We start from the raw sequence: 15668 nt of genomic DNA on the forward strand, positions 1-15668 counted from the left end.
TTTCGTTGTTAGCTGTTTGTTTGTTGCCCGTGGCTGCCCGGGCGCGCGGCCCTTTTCATGATGGCTGCGGCCGGCAGGCTCAGAATGATGCCCACTGTCACGTTCATGCTGAGTATGTTGAGCACTATGTAGATGGGTTCTGTTTGTGCGAGCGCGCTGATGCTTTCCTGCATTTGCTGCGTGCTTATGCCGTAAGCCTTGAGCATTGCCTCGGCTTCGGGCGTGGCCATGACGGCCGAGTATGTGCTTACGAGGTAGCCGCCGTCGATGTAGGCGAAGTAGACAAACTGCGCCAGGGCAAGCAGCAGCGAGGCATAGAGGAACATCAGTATGTAGTAAGCCATGGCCCTGCGGAACGATATGATGCCGTCGCGGGCGTTGTCGCGGAATTTTCCGAGGCGTATGGCCGCGAACACGGGCGACAGCACGGCAATGAGCGTGCCGAGGAGCCCGAGCAATGGCGACGAGAGCCCGCAGATGTAAAATGCGAAACTGATTATCCATGCCACGCCGAGGTAGGCCCCGTCGACGCGGGCGAATGCCTTCAGCTGTGTGTATTCTTCGGGAGTCATATTCTTGGTCCTTAATCTTTATCGGGTGCAAAAGTACTCATTTTATCACAGATAAGACGGTGTGGTGAGGCCTTTTTTGATTTTTTTTGTGATAAAAGTTTGTGTAATGCCAAAAAATGCGTACCTTTGTACCCGCTTTTAAATGGGCAAGTCTTGCACGGCCAGCTCCCTTCGAATCCTCCAGGACGGGAACGTAGCAAAGGTAGTTGGTTGTAGCGGCGCGATGCAAGTAGCTTGCCCACCCGCCTCTTTAGCTCAGTTGGCCAGAGCACGTGATTTGTAATCTCGGGGTCGTTGGTTCGAATCCGACAAGAGGCTCAACCGTTTTTTATCCCACCCGCAGCTTTGTGGCAGCCTGCCACAGTTGCGGGTGGTTTTTTTGTGCCTGTTTTTGAGTCGCAAAACTACCGCCGACGCAATGTGTCGGCAGCCAGGCAGTTGCCGCGGATGGCTATGTCGGCGAAAGCCTTTCACACTTTTTGTGCATGGAGGTTGCCGTTGTTATCCGGATATTTCGTACCTTTGCAGATGGCCCTTGCCGGTCGTGCTGTTGCGCCGGGGGCGGCTGTTGCCGGCTACCATTGTTTGATGGCATTGGGGCAGCAGTGACGGCTAAGTGTTTATGTGCATGTTTTATACATTATTTATAATAAAATGATATTTGGAAATTATTTTCGTATTGCAGCTTTTCTGCTTTTCACGGCAGTGGCGTGCCCACAGGTAGCGTCGCAGCCACGGCTTTTCGTAGGCCCCAACGAGCCGCTTGGCCGTGGCGTTGGCATCCATCCGGGGCGCGTGGCATGGATTCACAGCCCCGGAGTGGCCTCGTGGGACGGCGAGACAGGGCTGTGGGTGGAAGACCGGTGGAACGACCAGGCCAAGGCCGACGCCATGGTGCGCGAGGCCCTGGTGCAGCTCACAGGCGAGAAGTCTGCCAAGAAAGCGTGGCAGGCCCTGTTTTCAAACTTCAACAAAACCCGAGGGCGCGGGGCTCACGGCTACCGCGAGGGCGAGAAGATAGCCATAAAGCTTAACATGAACAACGCCACCGGCCACCGTGACACCATCGAGCTCAACTCGTCGCCCTTTGTCACGCTCGCCCTGTTGCGCAGCCTTGTGGGCGACGCCGGCGTCAGGCCGTCGGACATAACGGTGTGCGAGCCGAGCCGGGCCATCACCGACAGCATTTACGACAAGTGCCACAGGGAGTTTCCCGGCGTGGCTTTCGTCGACAACATCGGGGGCGACGGCCGCGTGAAGTGCGAGTATTACAGCGACAGGATAAGGTATTCGGCAGACAACGGGCGGCTGGCCCGGGGATTGGCCAAGTGCATCGTTGACGCCGACTACCTCATCAACAGCGCGCTGCTGAAGACCCACAAGGGCCCGGGCGTGACGCTGACGGCCAAGAACTGGTATGGGGCCACCGACATAAACCTGCAGTGGCGGAAGAACGCTCACAACAATTTCAGTGCCGACAAGAAGCATGGCAAGCCGGGATACAAGACGTTTGTAGACTTCATAGGGCACAAGGACCTGGGCCAGAAGTGCCTGCTCTACATCATAGATGGCACTTACGGCTCGCGCGACGTGAACGGGAAGCCCAACCCGAAGTGGCAGAAGCCACCGTTCAACGGCGACTGGTGCTGCTCTATCATAGCCTCGCAAGACCCGCTGGCGTGTGACGCCGTGGGCATGGACATGCTAATCGGCGAGTGGCCGGAGTTCGGCAGCTTCAACTACTGCGACGAATACCTGCGCGAGGCGGCCACCATACCGGCACCGGTGAGCGGCACCAAGTATGACCCGGAGCAAGACGGCAAGCCGCTCGACGGCCCCCTGGGGCTGATGGAGCACTGGAATAACCCCCAGGAGCGCAAGTACACGAAGCTCGACCTGGTGTATAAGAAACTTTGACGCTACTGACATGCAGATAATGATAGGATGCGCCAAGGATATGCGCAGCACATGCCCGACGGAGCTCCCGTTGCGCTCCGAGCCGCTGTTTGCCGACAGGGCCGCCGCCAACGTGATGCAGCTGATGGGGTATACAGAGGAAGAACTGTGTGGAGTGTTGGGATGCAACGCGCAGATAGCGCGCGAAAACCGACTGCGCTATGTTAGGTTTGCCGATGGCGACGGCGGTCTGCAGGCTGTGATGGCATACTCGGGCATTGTCTTCAAGTATCTCGATGCCGGCAGCTTCAGCCCGGCCGACTGCGACTTTGCGCAGCGACACCTGTGGATAACGTCGTTTCTCTACGGGCTGCTGAGGCCCATGGACGTGATAAAGCCATACAGGTTGGAGGGCGGGGTGGTGCTGCCGGCCAACGGGGTGAGCATGTTTGACTATTGGAAACCGGTGCTCACCGATGTGCTCATCGACTCGGTAAAGGCCGACGACGGTGTGTTGGTCGACTTGGCGAGCAGCGAGATGCGCCGCCTTTTCGACTGGCGCAGGGTGGCTCGCGAGCTCACTGTGGTGCGCCCGGAGTTTTTTGTGCAGCGCGAGGGGCGGCTCAAGACGGTGGTGGTGTATGCCAAGATGTGCCGCGGAGCCATGACCCGCTATGCCTTATGCAACCGCCTGGACGGCGCCGAAGGGCTTCGTGGATTTGATTTCGAGGGGTTCGGTTGGCTTGAGTCGGAAAGCACGCCAGGCAGCCCGGTTTTCGCCTTGGCTTAGACGCGCCCGCCAAGACCGGCGTTTGTAGGACAACAAAGCCGCCGCCCGAGGTTCACTCACCCACGGTATGCGCTCTTGCATTGCGTGAGGGGTGTGCCCCAGGCGGCGGCTTTGTTGCATTTCCGTAGACCGTTCAACCTATGTCGACCACTGTTATGCCGGCTCCGCCAAACTGTACGTGCTCATCCCTGAAGGCGGTGACGTTGGGCACGGTGGCCAGATACTGGCGTATGAGTTGCCTCAATATGCCCGACCCGGTGCCGTGGAGAATCCTTACGCGGCTCATGCCCACAAGTATCGCGTCGTCGATGAAGTAGGTCACGGCGTTGAGGGCCTCGTCGCCGCGCATCCCTCTCACGTCAAGGTCTTGCCTGAAGTTGAGCTTACGCTGGTCGATGGCTTCGCGCGTGCTGCGGCTGGCGTTGGCCGCCGGGGTGTACTGGGCGCTGTCTTGCTTTGGCGCATCGGCGTGCTCAAGCCTGTCGGCACGCATCTTGGTGCGCATGTCGCCGAATATCACAGTGGCCATCTTGCCGTCGACTGCCTCGACCTTGCCCACAGACGTGAGCCCTTTTATCCTTACCGTGTCGCCTTTCGATATGGTTGCCGCACCCGCGGCAGCCTTGGCAGCGGCAGCCTTGGCAGCCTCGGCGTCTTTCTTGCGCTGCTCCTCGCCGGCCGCCTTGTCGCGTTTGCGCTTTTCCTTTCGCTCCTTCCGCTCCTGTATCTGGCGTATCTTCTTGGCTATCAGCTCGTCGTTGGCCTTGGTGTCTATGTCGTTCACTTCCTGTTTAAACGCATTCAGCTCTTCGCGTATGCGTTTCGTCTCCTCCTTCTCGGCCTGGCTCTCGCGTATTTCGCGTATGGTGTTCTCAATCTTCTTGTTGCTTTCGCGCAGCAACTCCTCGGCCTGCTCCTTTGCCCGGCGCAGTATGTCCTTGCGGCTTTGCTCAAGTTCCTTTATGTCGGCTTCGTAGCGGGCAATGCGTTGCTCGAGTGTCTTCTCGTGCTGGTGTATGGTCTGGCGCTTGCCTTCCCAGTAACGCTTGTCGCGAACGATGTCTTGCAGGTACTTGTCGCTCTGGATGTAGTCGGAGCCCACTATCTCGGAGGCGTCGCGTATCACCTCTTCGGGTATGCCCGTCTTGCGAGCTATCTCTATGGCAAACGAGCTTCCGGGTTGCCCTATGGCCAGTTGGAACAGGGCGCGCATCTCGTGGCGGTCGTAGAGCATGGCCCCGTTGGCCACCCCTTCGTGAGAGTCGGCAAAGTGCTTCAGGTTCTGGTAGTGGGTGGTTATCACCCCGTAGGCTCCTTTTGCGCAGAATTGCTTGAGCACGGCTTCGGCTATCGCCCCGCCGATTTGTGGCTCCGTGCCGCTGCCGAACTCGTCGATGAGCAGCAGCGTGCGCTCGTTGGCCTGGCGCATCATGTGCTTCATGTTGGTGAGGTGGCTCGAATAGGTGCTGAGGTCGTTCTCTATGCTCTGTTCGTCGCCAATGTCTATCATGATGTTTTGGAACAGTCCGACCTTGGAACGGCCGTCGACAGGTATTGGCAGGCCGCATTGCAGCATGTACTGCAACAGGCCTACAGTCTTAAGGCACACCGACTTTCCGCCTGCGTTGGGGCCCGATATGAGCAGTATGCGCTTGTCGTGGGTGAGCATGATGTCGAGTGGAACCACCTGTTTGCCCTGTTTGGCCAGCGATAGCGCCAGCAACGGGTGTATGGCCCTTATCCAGTCGATGTGAGGTTGGCTGCCGGCTTCAGGCTCGATGGCGTTGGTCATGTCGGCCAGTGCGGCCTTGGCGTTGATGAGGTCGATGGCCGCAAGAAACATGTAGGAGTCGATGAGCTCGGGTACATGGGGCCTGACAAGCTTGGCGAAGTCGGTAAGGATGCGTATTATCTCGCGTCTCTCTTCGGCTTCGAGCTCCCTCACTCGGTTGTTGGCCTCCACCACTTCGGCCGGTTCGATGTAGACTGTCTTTCCGGTGGCCGACTCGTCGTGCACAATACCGCGTATCTTGCGTTTCAGGCCGGGCGCAACAGGTATGACCAGGCGTCCGTCGCGCATGGTGGCGCTGGCGTCGCGGTCGACGAGGCCCTCGCTCTGGGCTGCCCGCAGGATGCTGTTGAGTGTGCGCGAAATGCTGCCTTCGGTCCTGACCAGTTCGCGGCGTATCTCGAGAAGCGCCGGCGATGCGCTGTCTTTTATCTTCCCGAACTTGTCGAGAATCTGGTCGATGCGCTGCACTAGTTGCGGAAACGTGGCCACACCGTCGGCCAGCCGGTGCAGGGCGGGGTAGGCGTATGCAGGCTCTCCGTCGCCGTCGGTTCCATCGGGGCGGTTGAGGAAACTCACAATGGCGCAGATAGTCTCTAACGACCGGCGCAGGTCGAACAGTTCGTCTTCTTCGATGTGTGTGCCTTCGAGCCGCAAGCGGGCCACGCATTCCCTTACGTCAAAGAAATATTGCAGTGGCATCTGTTCGGCTCCGGCCTGTATTCGCCTGAACTCTTTCACCTGCAGCAGCCACTTGTTTATGGTGGCAGCGTCGTCGGTGGCTTGCATGTTGTCTACCATTTCGCGTCCGAGCTGGCAGAGGCAACGCTGTTTTAGCAGCGTCCTTATTTCGTCGAAGCCTATCTTCGTTTCAAAGTTCTTGGGGTAAATCATGGTGCAAAGGTAGTGCAAACGACAGACACTGCAAAACAAACTTGTCGGTTTTTTGTGTTTGGACTGCTGTTCAAGCCTGCTCCGCACGGGGGTGACGCATGTGGCAGTGGGCTATATATTTGCCGATAAAACGGTAGTTGCTTTCGGCATTGCATCGTTACCGTAGGGCTGTGAGCCAGTGACATTAAGGTTGGACACGGCTTTGATGATCGTTTTATGGTTAAGGACAATCCCTGCGGATTAACGATTTGCATCCGCAGGGATTGCATGAGCCGGTGCAGTCAAGCTGTTACTTGACCATTATCTTCTTGGTCGTAGAGCCTATCCTCACGGCGTAGATGCCTGCAGGCAGGCTGACCGCATACTTTCCGGCTACCTTGCCGCTGAACACTTGTGAGCCGTCGAGGGTGTAGATGGCTGCCTCGGTCTCGGTGGCGGCGGTGAATATCAGTTCATGGTTGCCGCTCTCTACCGTGACATTGCCGCCGGCCACTCCGCTGACAGAGGTGGTAACGGTGAATTTTACCATCACGTCGGTGGCCCTGATTACAATGAACTTGTTGTCGGCAATGCTTCTGCCGTTGGCCTTTGCAGCCGACAGCTCATATCCTTCGTCGGGAGTTGCCTGGAGCGTAAGCACGCTGTTCTTCTCTACCTTGTCGCCGCTTCTCACCTCGTTGTTGTCGTTCGTGAACAGCCTTACAGTTCCGTTTTCGGTGTCGAGTATGGTTACGTAAGCCTGGTTGCAGCCGCTTCCGTCGCCGTCGCTGTTCACTCGCCATCCCTTTGCCGTGGCAATGGTTGTCTCAGAATGCTCGGCGTCGTTGTTGTTGGTTGCATTGTTGTCGGCCACCCATAGCGTGTTGCCAGTGCCATAGCTGCTCTGCACCTCTTTCCATTCGTTGAGAGAATAGTAGAAATCGTTGAGGGTGCATGCGTCCCAACCGTTGTCGCTGACATAGATAAGCGACAGTTCTTTCTGGTTTCTCAGGTCGAGGCCTGCCAGTTTGTTGCCGTTCAATAGCAGCGAACGCAGCTTGGGGTTGTTGCTAAGGTCGAGTTTGGTGAGTTGGTTGCCGTTTGCCGACAGAACTTCAAGCTGGCTGTTGTTGCTGGTGTTGAGCTCGGTAAGCTGGTTGAGGGCCACGTTTAGCTCTTTCAGTAGCGGCATGCCCGTCACGTCTATTGCCGTGAAGCTGTTGCCTTGCAGGCTCAGTTTCTCCACTTTGTCGCATGCGCCGAGGTGCATTTCCGAAATCATGTTGCCCTTGAGGTCTATGTTTACAAGGTCTTTCTGGTTTGAGAGGTCGACGGACCAGATATAGTTGCCGTAGGCGTTGAGGGTAGTCAGCTTTGGGCAATCGGCCACGTTGAGCTCTTCGAGGTCGCAATAGGAGCAGTCGAGGAACTCCAAGTCGGGCTGGTTGCTCACGTCAAGCGTGCCAATCTCGTTCATGTAGGTCTTTAGAGTGCGCAGGGAGCCATTGTTGCTGACGTCTATTCCTGTGATTCCGTTTTCGTTTCCAACAAACGGATAGCTTGAGAAGTCGGCATAAGTCACGTTGCCGCTGATGGTCACTGTTTCCCCCGAAGTGCCGTCTTCGTTGGCTATCGACGTCGCACTCTTTCCTATTGTATATGCAACGGGTTGCCAGTCGCCCCAGTCTATGGTAATTTGCGTGTCGTCTTCGTCGGCCGCCAGGAAATACTGCTGAGGCTCGCCCCATAGAACTTCGAGTGTGATGGTGGGGGCGGATGCCCTAACAAACACCGGCCTGACGGTTGATGCGGCTGACACAACGAAGATGGTGTCTTCTACAAGTGTGCCGTTCACCTCAATTCCGCCGAGCTTGTAGCCGGCAGCCGGGGTTGCTGCTACAGAGATGGGGTAGCCGGGTTTGGCCGTCGTTGTGACAGTATTCCATGTCTGGAAGTCTTCGCCCATTTGCTTAAGGGCCACGCTGCCATTGTCGGCCGTGGCAATCGTGAGTGCTACCGGCGCCATAGAGGCTGTGTTGTCGCCCGTTACGTCGACCATGTAATTGTTGTCAGTGTCTTCTGTTATTAATGCCGTGTTTGATGTTTCGGCTCCGGGTATGCCCTCTATGAACACGTTTGTCCAGCGCGAACCGCCCACATGCGACGGCATTGCGGCAAAGGTGAAGTTCAGAGTCTGTGCGGTCATCCTTGCGTTGTTGCGCAGGTCGAGTCTTTTCAGGCCGTTGTAGCCTATCTCGTCGTGCATGTCGAGGAACTCTATTTGGGTGTTCTTGGCGCTCACGTTGGCAAGGTAAATCTTGCCTGTCAAGTCAAGGCGGGCTATGTCAGTGCTGTCTATGGTGATGTTTCTCAGCATTTTTATTTTGCTAACGTCGAGTTTCTTTATTGCCGTGTTGCTCACATTGACGTTTTGCAGGGCGGTGTTGTTCTCAAGCGACAGCTTTGTGAGCCGTGTGTGGTCAACCGACAGAGAGCGCAGCCGTGGGTTTTTGACGAGGTTCAGGCTTTCCACCATAGTGTAAGACATGTGCAACTCTTCGAGTTCGGGGCATCCCGATACATCTATTTCGGCTATGCCGGTGTTCCCGCTGAGGTCAAGGTTGTTGAGCTTCGGGTAGTAGTCGCCTATGTTTATGTCCATCATGTCGCCGTTCTGTATGCTCAGGTAGTTTAGCTTTGGCATGCTCTTCTCGTAGAAATGCACAATGTCGCAGTTGTCCATGTGTATTGAGCTGAGCACATTATTGTCGGCAAAGACCACCGTAGACAGGGTGGGGTTGTTGTTTATGGAAAAACTCTCAAGCTGTTCGAAGGCCATCAGGTTGAGCATGCTTATCTGGTTGTCGCTCAGGTCGAGGTGCGTCAGGCTGTCAAGGCCTCAGAGGTCGGTGCCCTCATAGGTGAGTTCGTTTTTTGAGGCGTTCAGTCTTTTCAGTGTTTTCTGGCCGTAGAAAGCCATCGAATTGGCTGCGTCTTCGTTTACCTCAAGGCTTTTCAGCGCCCCGTAGATGCGCACTGTGTCGCCGAGGAGCTTGCCCTGGATGTTTGCGTTGGCGCCCCAATAGGTTTTACTGCCCTTTTTCACTTGGTTGCCATCGCCGAAGTCTACCAGCAACGTGTCTCCTACGCATGGCTCGGCACTGAAAGTGAACGACTCTCCGTACTGCATGTTTGTGCCAATCTTGACCCAACTGTCTTGCGCTATGGTGCCGACTGCGGGAAGCAAAAGGCTTAGTAATGATAAAATCTTTTTCATATAAAAATATTAAAATTGTAATGAATAGTCTTGAAAATTGCGATAAAGATACTAAAAAACAATATAAAACAAGTGGTTTTGATATAATTTATGACGATGAATGCTGCGTTTGCCGTTTGCCAAAAACATGGGTTTGGGGGCTTGATTTGTTAATCTTGCAGAATGGCTGGGCACTGCCCAAACTCTGCAGTCTCGCAATCGTGATTTAAGAAGCGGCGATATTTGTCTTTTTGTTTGGGCAAATTAAAAAACACAACGAAAAATTTGGCCGTTTCAAAAAAATGCCGTACCTTTGCACTCGCTTTCAGAGGAAAGTGTTAAAGGTGACAATTGGAGAGATGGTAGAGTGGTCGATTACAGTAGTCTTGAAAACTACCGTACCGAGAGGTACCGGGGGTTCGAATCCCTCTCTCTCCGCAATAGAGTATCGGAAGCCCTTGAGTGCGCAAGCACTTGAGGGCTTTTTTTATGATGAAAGTGCTGGAAAGGATGTTTAAGGATGTAAACCGGCAGGACATGAAGATTGAAGTTGAAACGCAGGACAAGGCCAGATACATGGGGCTTCTTTTGCTGGCAGACGAACAGGAGTCGATGATTGCCCGCTATTTGACGCGTGGCGACCTGTTTGTGATGCGTGCAGATGACGGCCGTGTGGTGTGTGTGGCTGTAGTGACCGACGAGGGCGGCGGTGTGTGCGAGCTGAAAAACTTGGCCGTAGCCCCGTGTTTCCAGAGGCGCGGCTACGGCAAGTATATGGTAGGGTACCTTTGCCGGCTGTATGCTTGCCGCTTTGGCACAATGATGGTTGGCACCGGCGACAGTGTGACCACGGTTTCGTTCTACAGGAGTTGCGGTTTTGAGTACTCCCATTCGGTGGCAGGTTTCTTCACCGACAACTACGATCACACCATCGTTGAAGACGGAAAGGTGCTTACAGACATGCTTTATTTCCGTAAGAGCCTTTGCTGACGCCGACTACGCGGCACCCTGCGCAGCCATCGTCCGGGCTTCGTGGTGCTTGGCGTTTGTGGGCCAAGCGCTGTCACGGCGCGCTATTGGTTGTGGAAAATGTGCATAGGTTGATGATGCGCCGCCCTCGTCCGGCTGCGGATAAGGTATGCCGGGCCCACGTTTGGTGAGCATCTATGCGGGGGCGGAATATGTTTACCGGCCTTGTTGGGCTATATGCCCACTTGCCATTTCAAGTCGTTTGACTTGTTGTCTCGGTTGTGTTGATGTTGCAATACCAATGTCTGGACCTGTTTAAACTTTTTCCGAAAGGTCTTTTTTTGCTTCATTCCGGGGGGGCTTTTCGGTTTGTTCTTTTGCCGTCGTTCGCCGCTTAGCCCGCTACACTCCTCTTTCAGGCAAGGAAACAGCCACGAAAACATCACTCAGACTGAAGTCGAATAAAGTTTCAATGAGTTCTTTGATGAATGTCCTCATGCTGCCCAATGGGGGAAGTTTGAATGAGTTTGCAGGATTTAACACACGCTGCGCTCGTTCACATGGTTGGCCGGCATTGCCCACCAAAGCTGTTGCCAGCCAACTCCGGGCGCGAATAAGGAAGCCAAACTCACGTTGACGACCCTTTGCCGCTGGGCAACTTGACGGCACTAATGTGATGCTTAATCCGTTAAGTAGCTGTTCAAAATTAACCGATACAATAGACCTTGCAGGTGTCCTCTATATCTTTGCCACCATCTTGTGTGCTCTTTCGGGACGCAGACCAAAGTCTCATCGGTCGCGTAGCCCGCTACGCTCTCTCTTCGGAATTTGGCATGCATATCCGAAATAGCGCACAATTTGATGGCAATTAATTTTGAACACCTACTTATTCCACCCGCAAACGGTCGATCTCTCTTTGCAGGTTGTCCAAAAACCGCGCTGCTTGCGCCCCGTCCATTTGTGTGTGGTGAAACTGGAAAGACACCGTGAGCTTTGTCTTGAAGAGTCGTTTGCGGTATCTGCCCCATATCATGAACGGATTGTTGAAAACGCCGCTGTACATGCCCACGGCCCCGTCGATGTCGTATCGGGCGAGGGCCGAGGTGCCAATCACCATGCTTTCCTGCAAGTCGTGGTTCTGGCACGTACGGGCAACTTGCTGAGTCAGTTGCGTGTAGTCTCTGCCGAAGCGCTGCAGGTCGTCGGTGAAAGGAATGTCGCATGAGCTTACTTCGCCCTCGCTGTTGGCCACAATGGTGTTTACGGCTATGGTGTCGTATGCGTAGAGCCTGCCGCCTACGGGCAGCATGTAGAACTCTCTGATGCCTGATGCCGCCTTGCCTACGCACCAGCACATCAGCATGTTGAACTTCATGTGGTGCCTGCGGCTTGCCCTTACGAGCCTTGTCACATCGAGCGTCTTGATGAATGTCACCATTGGCATGGGCGCTTTCATCCACATTTCAAATGCGAAGGCCCGGGTGGTCTGCTTTGGGTCAACCTCTTTCATTGCGCCTTGTGAAGGTTGTTGTAGTCGTTGCGTGTTATTACGAACATGTGCTCGGTGCGCCGGTCGCCAAGCGGCGTGGGCTTGTCGGTTTCGGAGTGGTGGAAGCGGAAGCCGCATTTCTCCATCACCCTGCGCGACTGCATGTTGCCGTCGTAGTGGACGCACCACACCCTTTCGCATCCGAGGGTGGTGAAGCAGCGGCTGACGAGGCAACTAACGGCTTCGGGTGTGAGGCCCATGCCCCAGTAGGGCTTGCCTATCCAGTAGCCTATTTCGGCTTCGCTGCCGGCCGCCGGCGCAGAGTGCCGGCTGTCGGCAGTCATTATGCCGGCGCTGCCAACAGGCTCGCCGGTTTCGCGAAGCACCATGGCATAGGTCTCGGGGGCCGCGAACACAGTGCGTATAATCTCCAGGCTGTGTTCCACCGACGCATGCGGCTCCCATCCTGCGATGGGGCCGATGGCCGGGTCGGAAGCATATTTGTACAGGGCTTCGGCGTCGCCATCGTTCCATGGGCGCAATATGAGCCTCTGTGTAGTCAGTTGTTGTGCGTTGGTTTGCATTTTGTTTTGTCGTGTGTTGAATGTTGTGTCGGTTTTGTCCGGTGCCTGTGGTCGGCTGTTCAGGTCTGCTGGTGTTGCAAGGCTGCCATGTGGCAATTGTTGCAGTAAGATATGTAGAGCGTGCCTTCCATGAAGTCGTTGCACAGTGTGCTCCATCCAATCTGGGCAATCAGTTTCATCGGTTGGCCGCACTCAGGGCATGTAGGCACTTCGCAGTCTTGAATCCAGTTGCCGAATCCGCCCACGGTATTGCCGTCGTCGAAGAAAAGCCCGTAGAAAGGAGGCTTGCGTTCTTTGCTGAGCACAAGCCTGTTGGCCCGGGCCGCGTCGTTCATCTCGTCTGTCCAATAGTTCTCCGCGTCGTCTTCCACACCTTTGTATGGGAATATCGGGTGGCTCTCGCCGTTTGGCACAGCCTTGGCATAGGCCACGGGGTAGGCGAATTGCACGCAGTTGGGGCAACAGCTTATGCTTGTCTTGCCGTCCAAGCCAAGGAATGCCAGCCGCGGGTCGTGCCCGTCGATGGTGATGATGTCCATCAGCTGGCATCCGCAGTGGCGGCAGCGGCCCTCGTGGGGTTGCCCCAGGCGTATGGCGTGGTCTTCGTCGGGGTTGCCTGTTTCTATGGCGAAGCACTCCGGGTGGGCCACCTCCAGCCTGTTTCCTTGCTTGTCGAACGTGAAGCCTCCGTCCCAGGCATACACCGACGGGTCAACACAGAGGCCCTTGCGCCATGGGCGCGGGTTGTTTTCCAGTTCGACAAGCGCTTTTAGCGAAACGTCGTCGCCTTGCATTGCCACGCACGCCAACAGTTGGCCGGCCTCGTTGCTGTTGGTCGAGGCCATGAGCCGGCGTATCAGTTCGTCGCGAACGTCGGCCGGGGCATGGTAGTATATTTCATTATGGCCGTATACTTCTGCTTTCAGGGCTGCCCTTTGCAGTTCTTCGTCTGTCCGGCCGTGCACATAGAAAAGCGAAGCAAAGTCATACGTCTCGGACTCCTCGAAGGCGTCGAGCCTTTTCACGTGCCGTTTCAGGTTGTCCGCCTTTTCTTTCATTTCCTCATCCGTCAGGGCGATGGCTTTTGCCAGTCTTTCCTGCTCGCGGCAGAAATAGCACAATTGGTCGTGCGGTTGCTCTCGTCCGCATTTGGGGCAATGGTGTTCCATAAGTTTGGTGTTGTAGGGTTATATTATAATGTTGCAAATATAACAACAAATTTGCGGTTGGCCAAGAGTTTGGGCTTATTTGTGGGCTTGTGCTGTCTTTATTGAGTTGCGTTTCGGTTTTTCATGCGTTTGCCTGTGCTTGCTTCGCCACCATGGGGCCGGTGTTTAGCCGCGATTGTGTTGACTGGTTAAAATGATGCTTGCCAGATGATTCCGTCATCCGGCCTGCACCCGTGCCGCGGCTTTGCGTTGGTGTGCCTCGCCGCGCTTTCGGCAAAGGCGCATGGCAGCCTGTTGTGCAACGGTGTGAAAGCGCCCTTCGGCATCCGTCATCCGTCCATTGCCGTTAACATTTTATGTTTAAATGCGGCGCCAGCGGTTGGGCTTGATAACAGACTGGCATACAGCGAGTTGCCAAAAGCGCTGTATGAGGCTGCTAAACGTGCCGTTTTGCGGTGCCGAACGAGCCGTATTGCAGCCTGGTATGGGCTGTTTTATGGCGCGAAATGGCGCATGCGGTAAATCAGTGTGGCTTACGCTGTTTTTAGTTGCATATTTGCAAGTAATGTCACATTGCCGAAAATAAACAAAGCGCAATAGGCTGTCGGGCCGCCTTATGCTTGGTTAGATGTTCGTGCCGTGCTTGCCAAGCGCCCCCATCCCCACCGCGGCGTCTTGCCGGCAGCTTTGCCTCGGAGTGGCCAGCCACGCCTTATGCTGAGTAATATGCCGGTCTGCACGGCAACATGGCTAAGTCTGCTTGGCCTCCGGCGGCCGGTTTTGAGTAAATAAATGGCGTTAGGCATGTGGCTGTCGCGGAAAATCATTAACTTTGTGCTGTGCCGACAAGGCAATGCCTGCATCCGTAATTCCTGGTGCGGGCATGGCTGTGTAGTCAGCGTTGTTGTTTTTGCGCGTTGTCGGACTATATGTTATAAAATGCAATCGAGATGGAAAACTACCGTATTGTCAGCATAAGCGAACGGCCGGAGTTGCGCAAGGCTGCCGCCGCATGGTTTCATCGGAAATGGGACATACCCGAGGACGAATACCTTGACAGCATCGACGAGAGCCTTGGCGGGTCTGTTGGTGTGCCTCAATGGTATGTGGTGTTGGCCGGAGGCGACATCGTTGGCGGCGTTGGCGTGATAGACAACGACTTTCATGAGCGCACAGACCTCGCCCCGAATGTCTGCGCCCTTTATGTAGAGCGGCAATGGCGGCGCCGTGGCTTGGCCGGGTTGCTGTTGGAGCGCGTGTGCCGCGATATGAAGCGGGTGGGCTTTGCGGCGCTTTATCTTGTCACCGAGCACTACTCGTTTTATGAGCGCTATGGCTGGAAATTCATTGGGTGGGTGAAGGAAACCGGCAGCGATGGCCTGATACGCATGTACGGCCGCGCGCTCGACTGTTGACGTTACCTGGGCTGGAAACCGCATGCCGGCATCAATGCGCGCCGTGGCGCAGATGGTGCCATGTGGCGCAGGATGCTTCATTTGTGCAGTTTGCCGCACAGTTTCATGTGCAATATCGGAAACGGGTTGCCCTCGCCGTCGGTCTCATCGCGGCCGAATGTTTCAAATCCGAGGTGCCGGTAAATGGCCTCGGCCGTGCGGTTTTGTTCGTTTACGTCAATGTAGATGGCACCATACCTGTCGGTGGCAGTGCTTATCAGTTGCTTGCCGAGCCCTTTCCCTATGTGAGGCGGGGCTACAAACAACGCTTCAATCTTGCGATTCTGTATGCCGATGAATCCTGCCGGCATGGTTTCGCAATACGCAACAACCAACGTCTCGATTGTGCGCAGTGCCGTTTCTGCCTGCGGCCTTATGTGCTCTATGTCCGTCTCGGCCAGAAAGTGGTGGGTGGTTCGCAGCGAAGCCTCCCAGATGTCAAGCAGTTTGCCTGTCAGTTCGTCGGTGCATTCGGCCTTGTCTGTTTCTTTTGTGTGCATTGCCGTGGCGTTGCCGTTTTGCTGTTCTCCTTGTCTGTCCATTTGTTTTGTTTCGGGCAAAGTTACCAATTCCATGTATAATGCCCTGCTCATGGCCGGTTAATAAAAGTGAATGCGCGTCGGTTCGTGTGTGGCGGCTTTTGTGTGGGCGCCTTGTTGTGCCCTTCGGGCTTAATGATGCCTCGTGGGCTGATTCTTTGTTTGACTATCCCGATTCTACTGTAAAATTGTTACCTTTGCACCGTTCCGGCCATTGTGCCTTGCGTTTTTGGGCGTTTCACAGGTCGGGACGGCAAGAAATAAGTGATGTACTATAAGAAGATGGAT

14 protein-coding genes, 2 tRNA genes and 1 other RNA gene are annotated in these 15668 nt (G+C 55.2%); 9 read left to right on the top strand and 8 right to left on the bottom strand.

The window, feature by feature from the left end; genetic code table 11:
* Nucleotides 1-8: 8 nt before the first annotated feature.
* Entirely contained in the window at nt 9-572 is a 564-nt protein-coding gene (locus M3089_RS04705; protein ID WP_249082019.1) for a DUF4199 domain-containing protein, read from the bottom strand.
* A gap of 144 nt (nt 573-716) precedes the next feature.
* On the opposite strand from M3089_RS04705, the gene ffs reads away from it, so the two are divergent.
* The 4 genes from ffs (at nt 717) to M3089_RS04725 (ending at nt 3258) form a co-directional block, all read left to right on the top strand.
* Nucleotides 717-815: signal recognition particle sRNA small type (gene ffs, locus M3089_RS04710), an RNA gene on the top strand.
* A 1-nt stretch (nt 816) separates the two neighbouring features.
* Nucleotides 817-890 (top strand) — tRNA-Thr (locus tag M3089_RS04715).
* A 336-nt stretch (nt 891-1226) separates the two neighbouring features.
* Entirely contained in the window at nt 1227-2489 is a 1263-nt protein-coding gene (locus M3089_RS04720; RefSeq protein ID WP_249082020.1) for a DUF362 domain-containing protein, read from the top strand.
* 10 nt (nt 2490-2499) lie between these two features.
* Nucleotides 2500-3258 carry a YaaA family protein gene (locus tag M3089_RS04725; RefSeq protein ID WP_205108632.1) on the top strand — a complete coding sequence of 253 codons (759 nt, stop codon included), beginning with the start codon at nt 2500-2502 and terminating at the stop codon, nt 3256-3258.
* 133 nt (nt 3259-3391) lie between these two features.
* Here M3089_RS04725 and M3089_RS04730 read toward each other — a convergent pair whose 3' ends face one another.
* From M3089_RS04730 to M3089_RS04740, 3 genes are all read right to left on the bottom strand, one after another.
* A complete protein-coding gene (locus M3089_RS04730; protein ID WP_249082022.1) occupies nt 3392-5941 on the bottom strand; it encodes an endonuclease MutS2 in 2550 nt (849 codons plus the stop codon).
* Between the two features lie 289 nt (nt 5942-6230).
* Nucleotides 6231-8771 carry a leucine-rich repeat domain-containing protein gene (locus M3089_RS04735; protein WP_249082024.1) on the bottom strand — a complete coding sequence of 847 codons (2541 nt, stop codon included), beginning with the start codon at nt 8769-8771 and terminating at the stop codon, nt 6231-6233.
* A 48-nt stretch (nt 8772-8819) separates the two neighbouring features.
* Entirely contained in the window at nt 8820-9197 is a 378-nt protein-coding gene (locus M3089_RS04740; RefSeq protein WP_249082026.1) for a hypothetical protein, read from the bottom strand.
* Between the two features lie 20 nt (nt 9198-9217).
* Between M3089_RS04740 and M3089_RS04745 the strand changes: the two genes are divergently transcribed.
* The 3 genes from M3089_RS04745 to M3089_RS04755 all read left to right on the top strand — a co-directional run bounded on the left by M3089_RS04745 (nt 9218) and on the right by M3089_RS04755 (nt 10166).
* Complete coding sequence (locus M3089_RS04745) at nt 9218-9406, top strand: hypothetical protein (RefSeq protein WP_249082027.1); 189 nt, start codon at nt 9218-9220, stop codon at nt 9404-9406.
* Nucleotides 9407-9529: 123 nt separating this feature from the next.
* Nucleotides 9530-9614 (top strand) — tRNA-Ser (locus tag M3089_RS04750).
* Between the two features lie 99 nt (nt 9615-9713).
* Nucleotides 9714-10166 carry a GNAT family N-acetyltransferase gene (locus M3089_RS04755; RefSeq protein ID WP_249082030.1) on the top strand — a complete coding sequence of 151 codons (453 nt, stop codon included), beginning with the start codon at nt 9714-9716 and terminating at the stop codon, nt 10164-10166.
* Between the two features lie 865 nt (nt 10167-11031).
* Here the strand turns inward: M3089_RS04755 and M3089_RS04760 are convergent.
* From M3089_RS04760 to M3089_RS04770, 3 genes are read right to left on the bottom strand one after another with little or no spacing between them, the layout of a single operon-like run.
* Nucleotides 11032-11655, bottom strand: a complete 624-nt coding sequence (locus M3089_RS04760; protein ID WP_249082032.1) for a CatA-like O-acetyltransferase, family 2 — start codon at nt 11653-11655, stop codon at nt 11032-11034.
* Nucleotides 11652-12218 (bottom strand): GNAT family N-acetyltransferase, encoded by a 567-nt coding sequence (locus M3089_RS04765; RefSeq protein WP_249082034.1) that lies wholly within the window; start codon nt 12216-12218, stop codon nt 11652-11654. Before M3089_RS04765 ends, M3089_RS04760 begins: the two co-directional genes overlap by 4 nt.
* Before the next feature lie 59 nt (nt 12219-12277).
* Entirely contained in the window at nt 12278-13387 is a 1110-nt protein-coding gene (locus M3089_RS04770; protein WP_249082036.1) for a hypothetical protein, read from the bottom strand.
* 207 nt (nt 13388-13594) lie between these two features.
* On the opposite strand from M3089_RS04770, the gene M3089_RS04775 reads away from it, so the two are divergent.
* Both M3089_RS04775 and M3089_RS04780 read left to right on the top strand, forming a co-directional pair.
* The gene (locus M3089_RS04775; RefSeq protein WP_249082038.1) at nt 13595-13909 is read left to right on the top strand and encodes a hypothetical protein; all 315 of its coding nucleotides are present in this window, start codon (nt 13595-13597) and stop codon (nt 13907-13909) included.
* Nucleotides 13910-14337: 428 nt separating this feature from the next.
* Nucleotides 14338-14802 (top strand): GNAT family N-acetyltransferase, encoded by a 465-nt coding sequence (locus M3089_RS04780; protein ID WP_249082040.1) that lies wholly within the window; start codon nt 14338-14340, stop codon nt 14800-14802.
* A 77-nt stretch (nt 14803-14879) separates the two neighbouring features.
* Here M3089_RS04780 and M3089_RS04785 read toward each other — a convergent pair whose 3' ends face one another.
* The gene (locus M3089_RS04785; RefSeq protein WP_249082042.1) at nt 14880-15383 is read right to left on the bottom strand and encodes a GNAT family N-acetyltransferase; all 504 of its coding nucleotides are present in this window, start codon (nt 15381-15383) and stop codon (nt 14880-14882) included.
* Between the last annotated feature and the right edge of the window lie 285 nt (nt 15384-15668).

Origin of the sequence: Marseilla massiliensis (assembly GCF_023336985.1) — a bacterium.
GTDB classification, from domain to species: domain Bacteria; phylum Bacteroidota; class Bacteroidia; order Bacteroidales; family Bacteroidaceae; genus Prevotella; species Prevotella intestinigallinarum.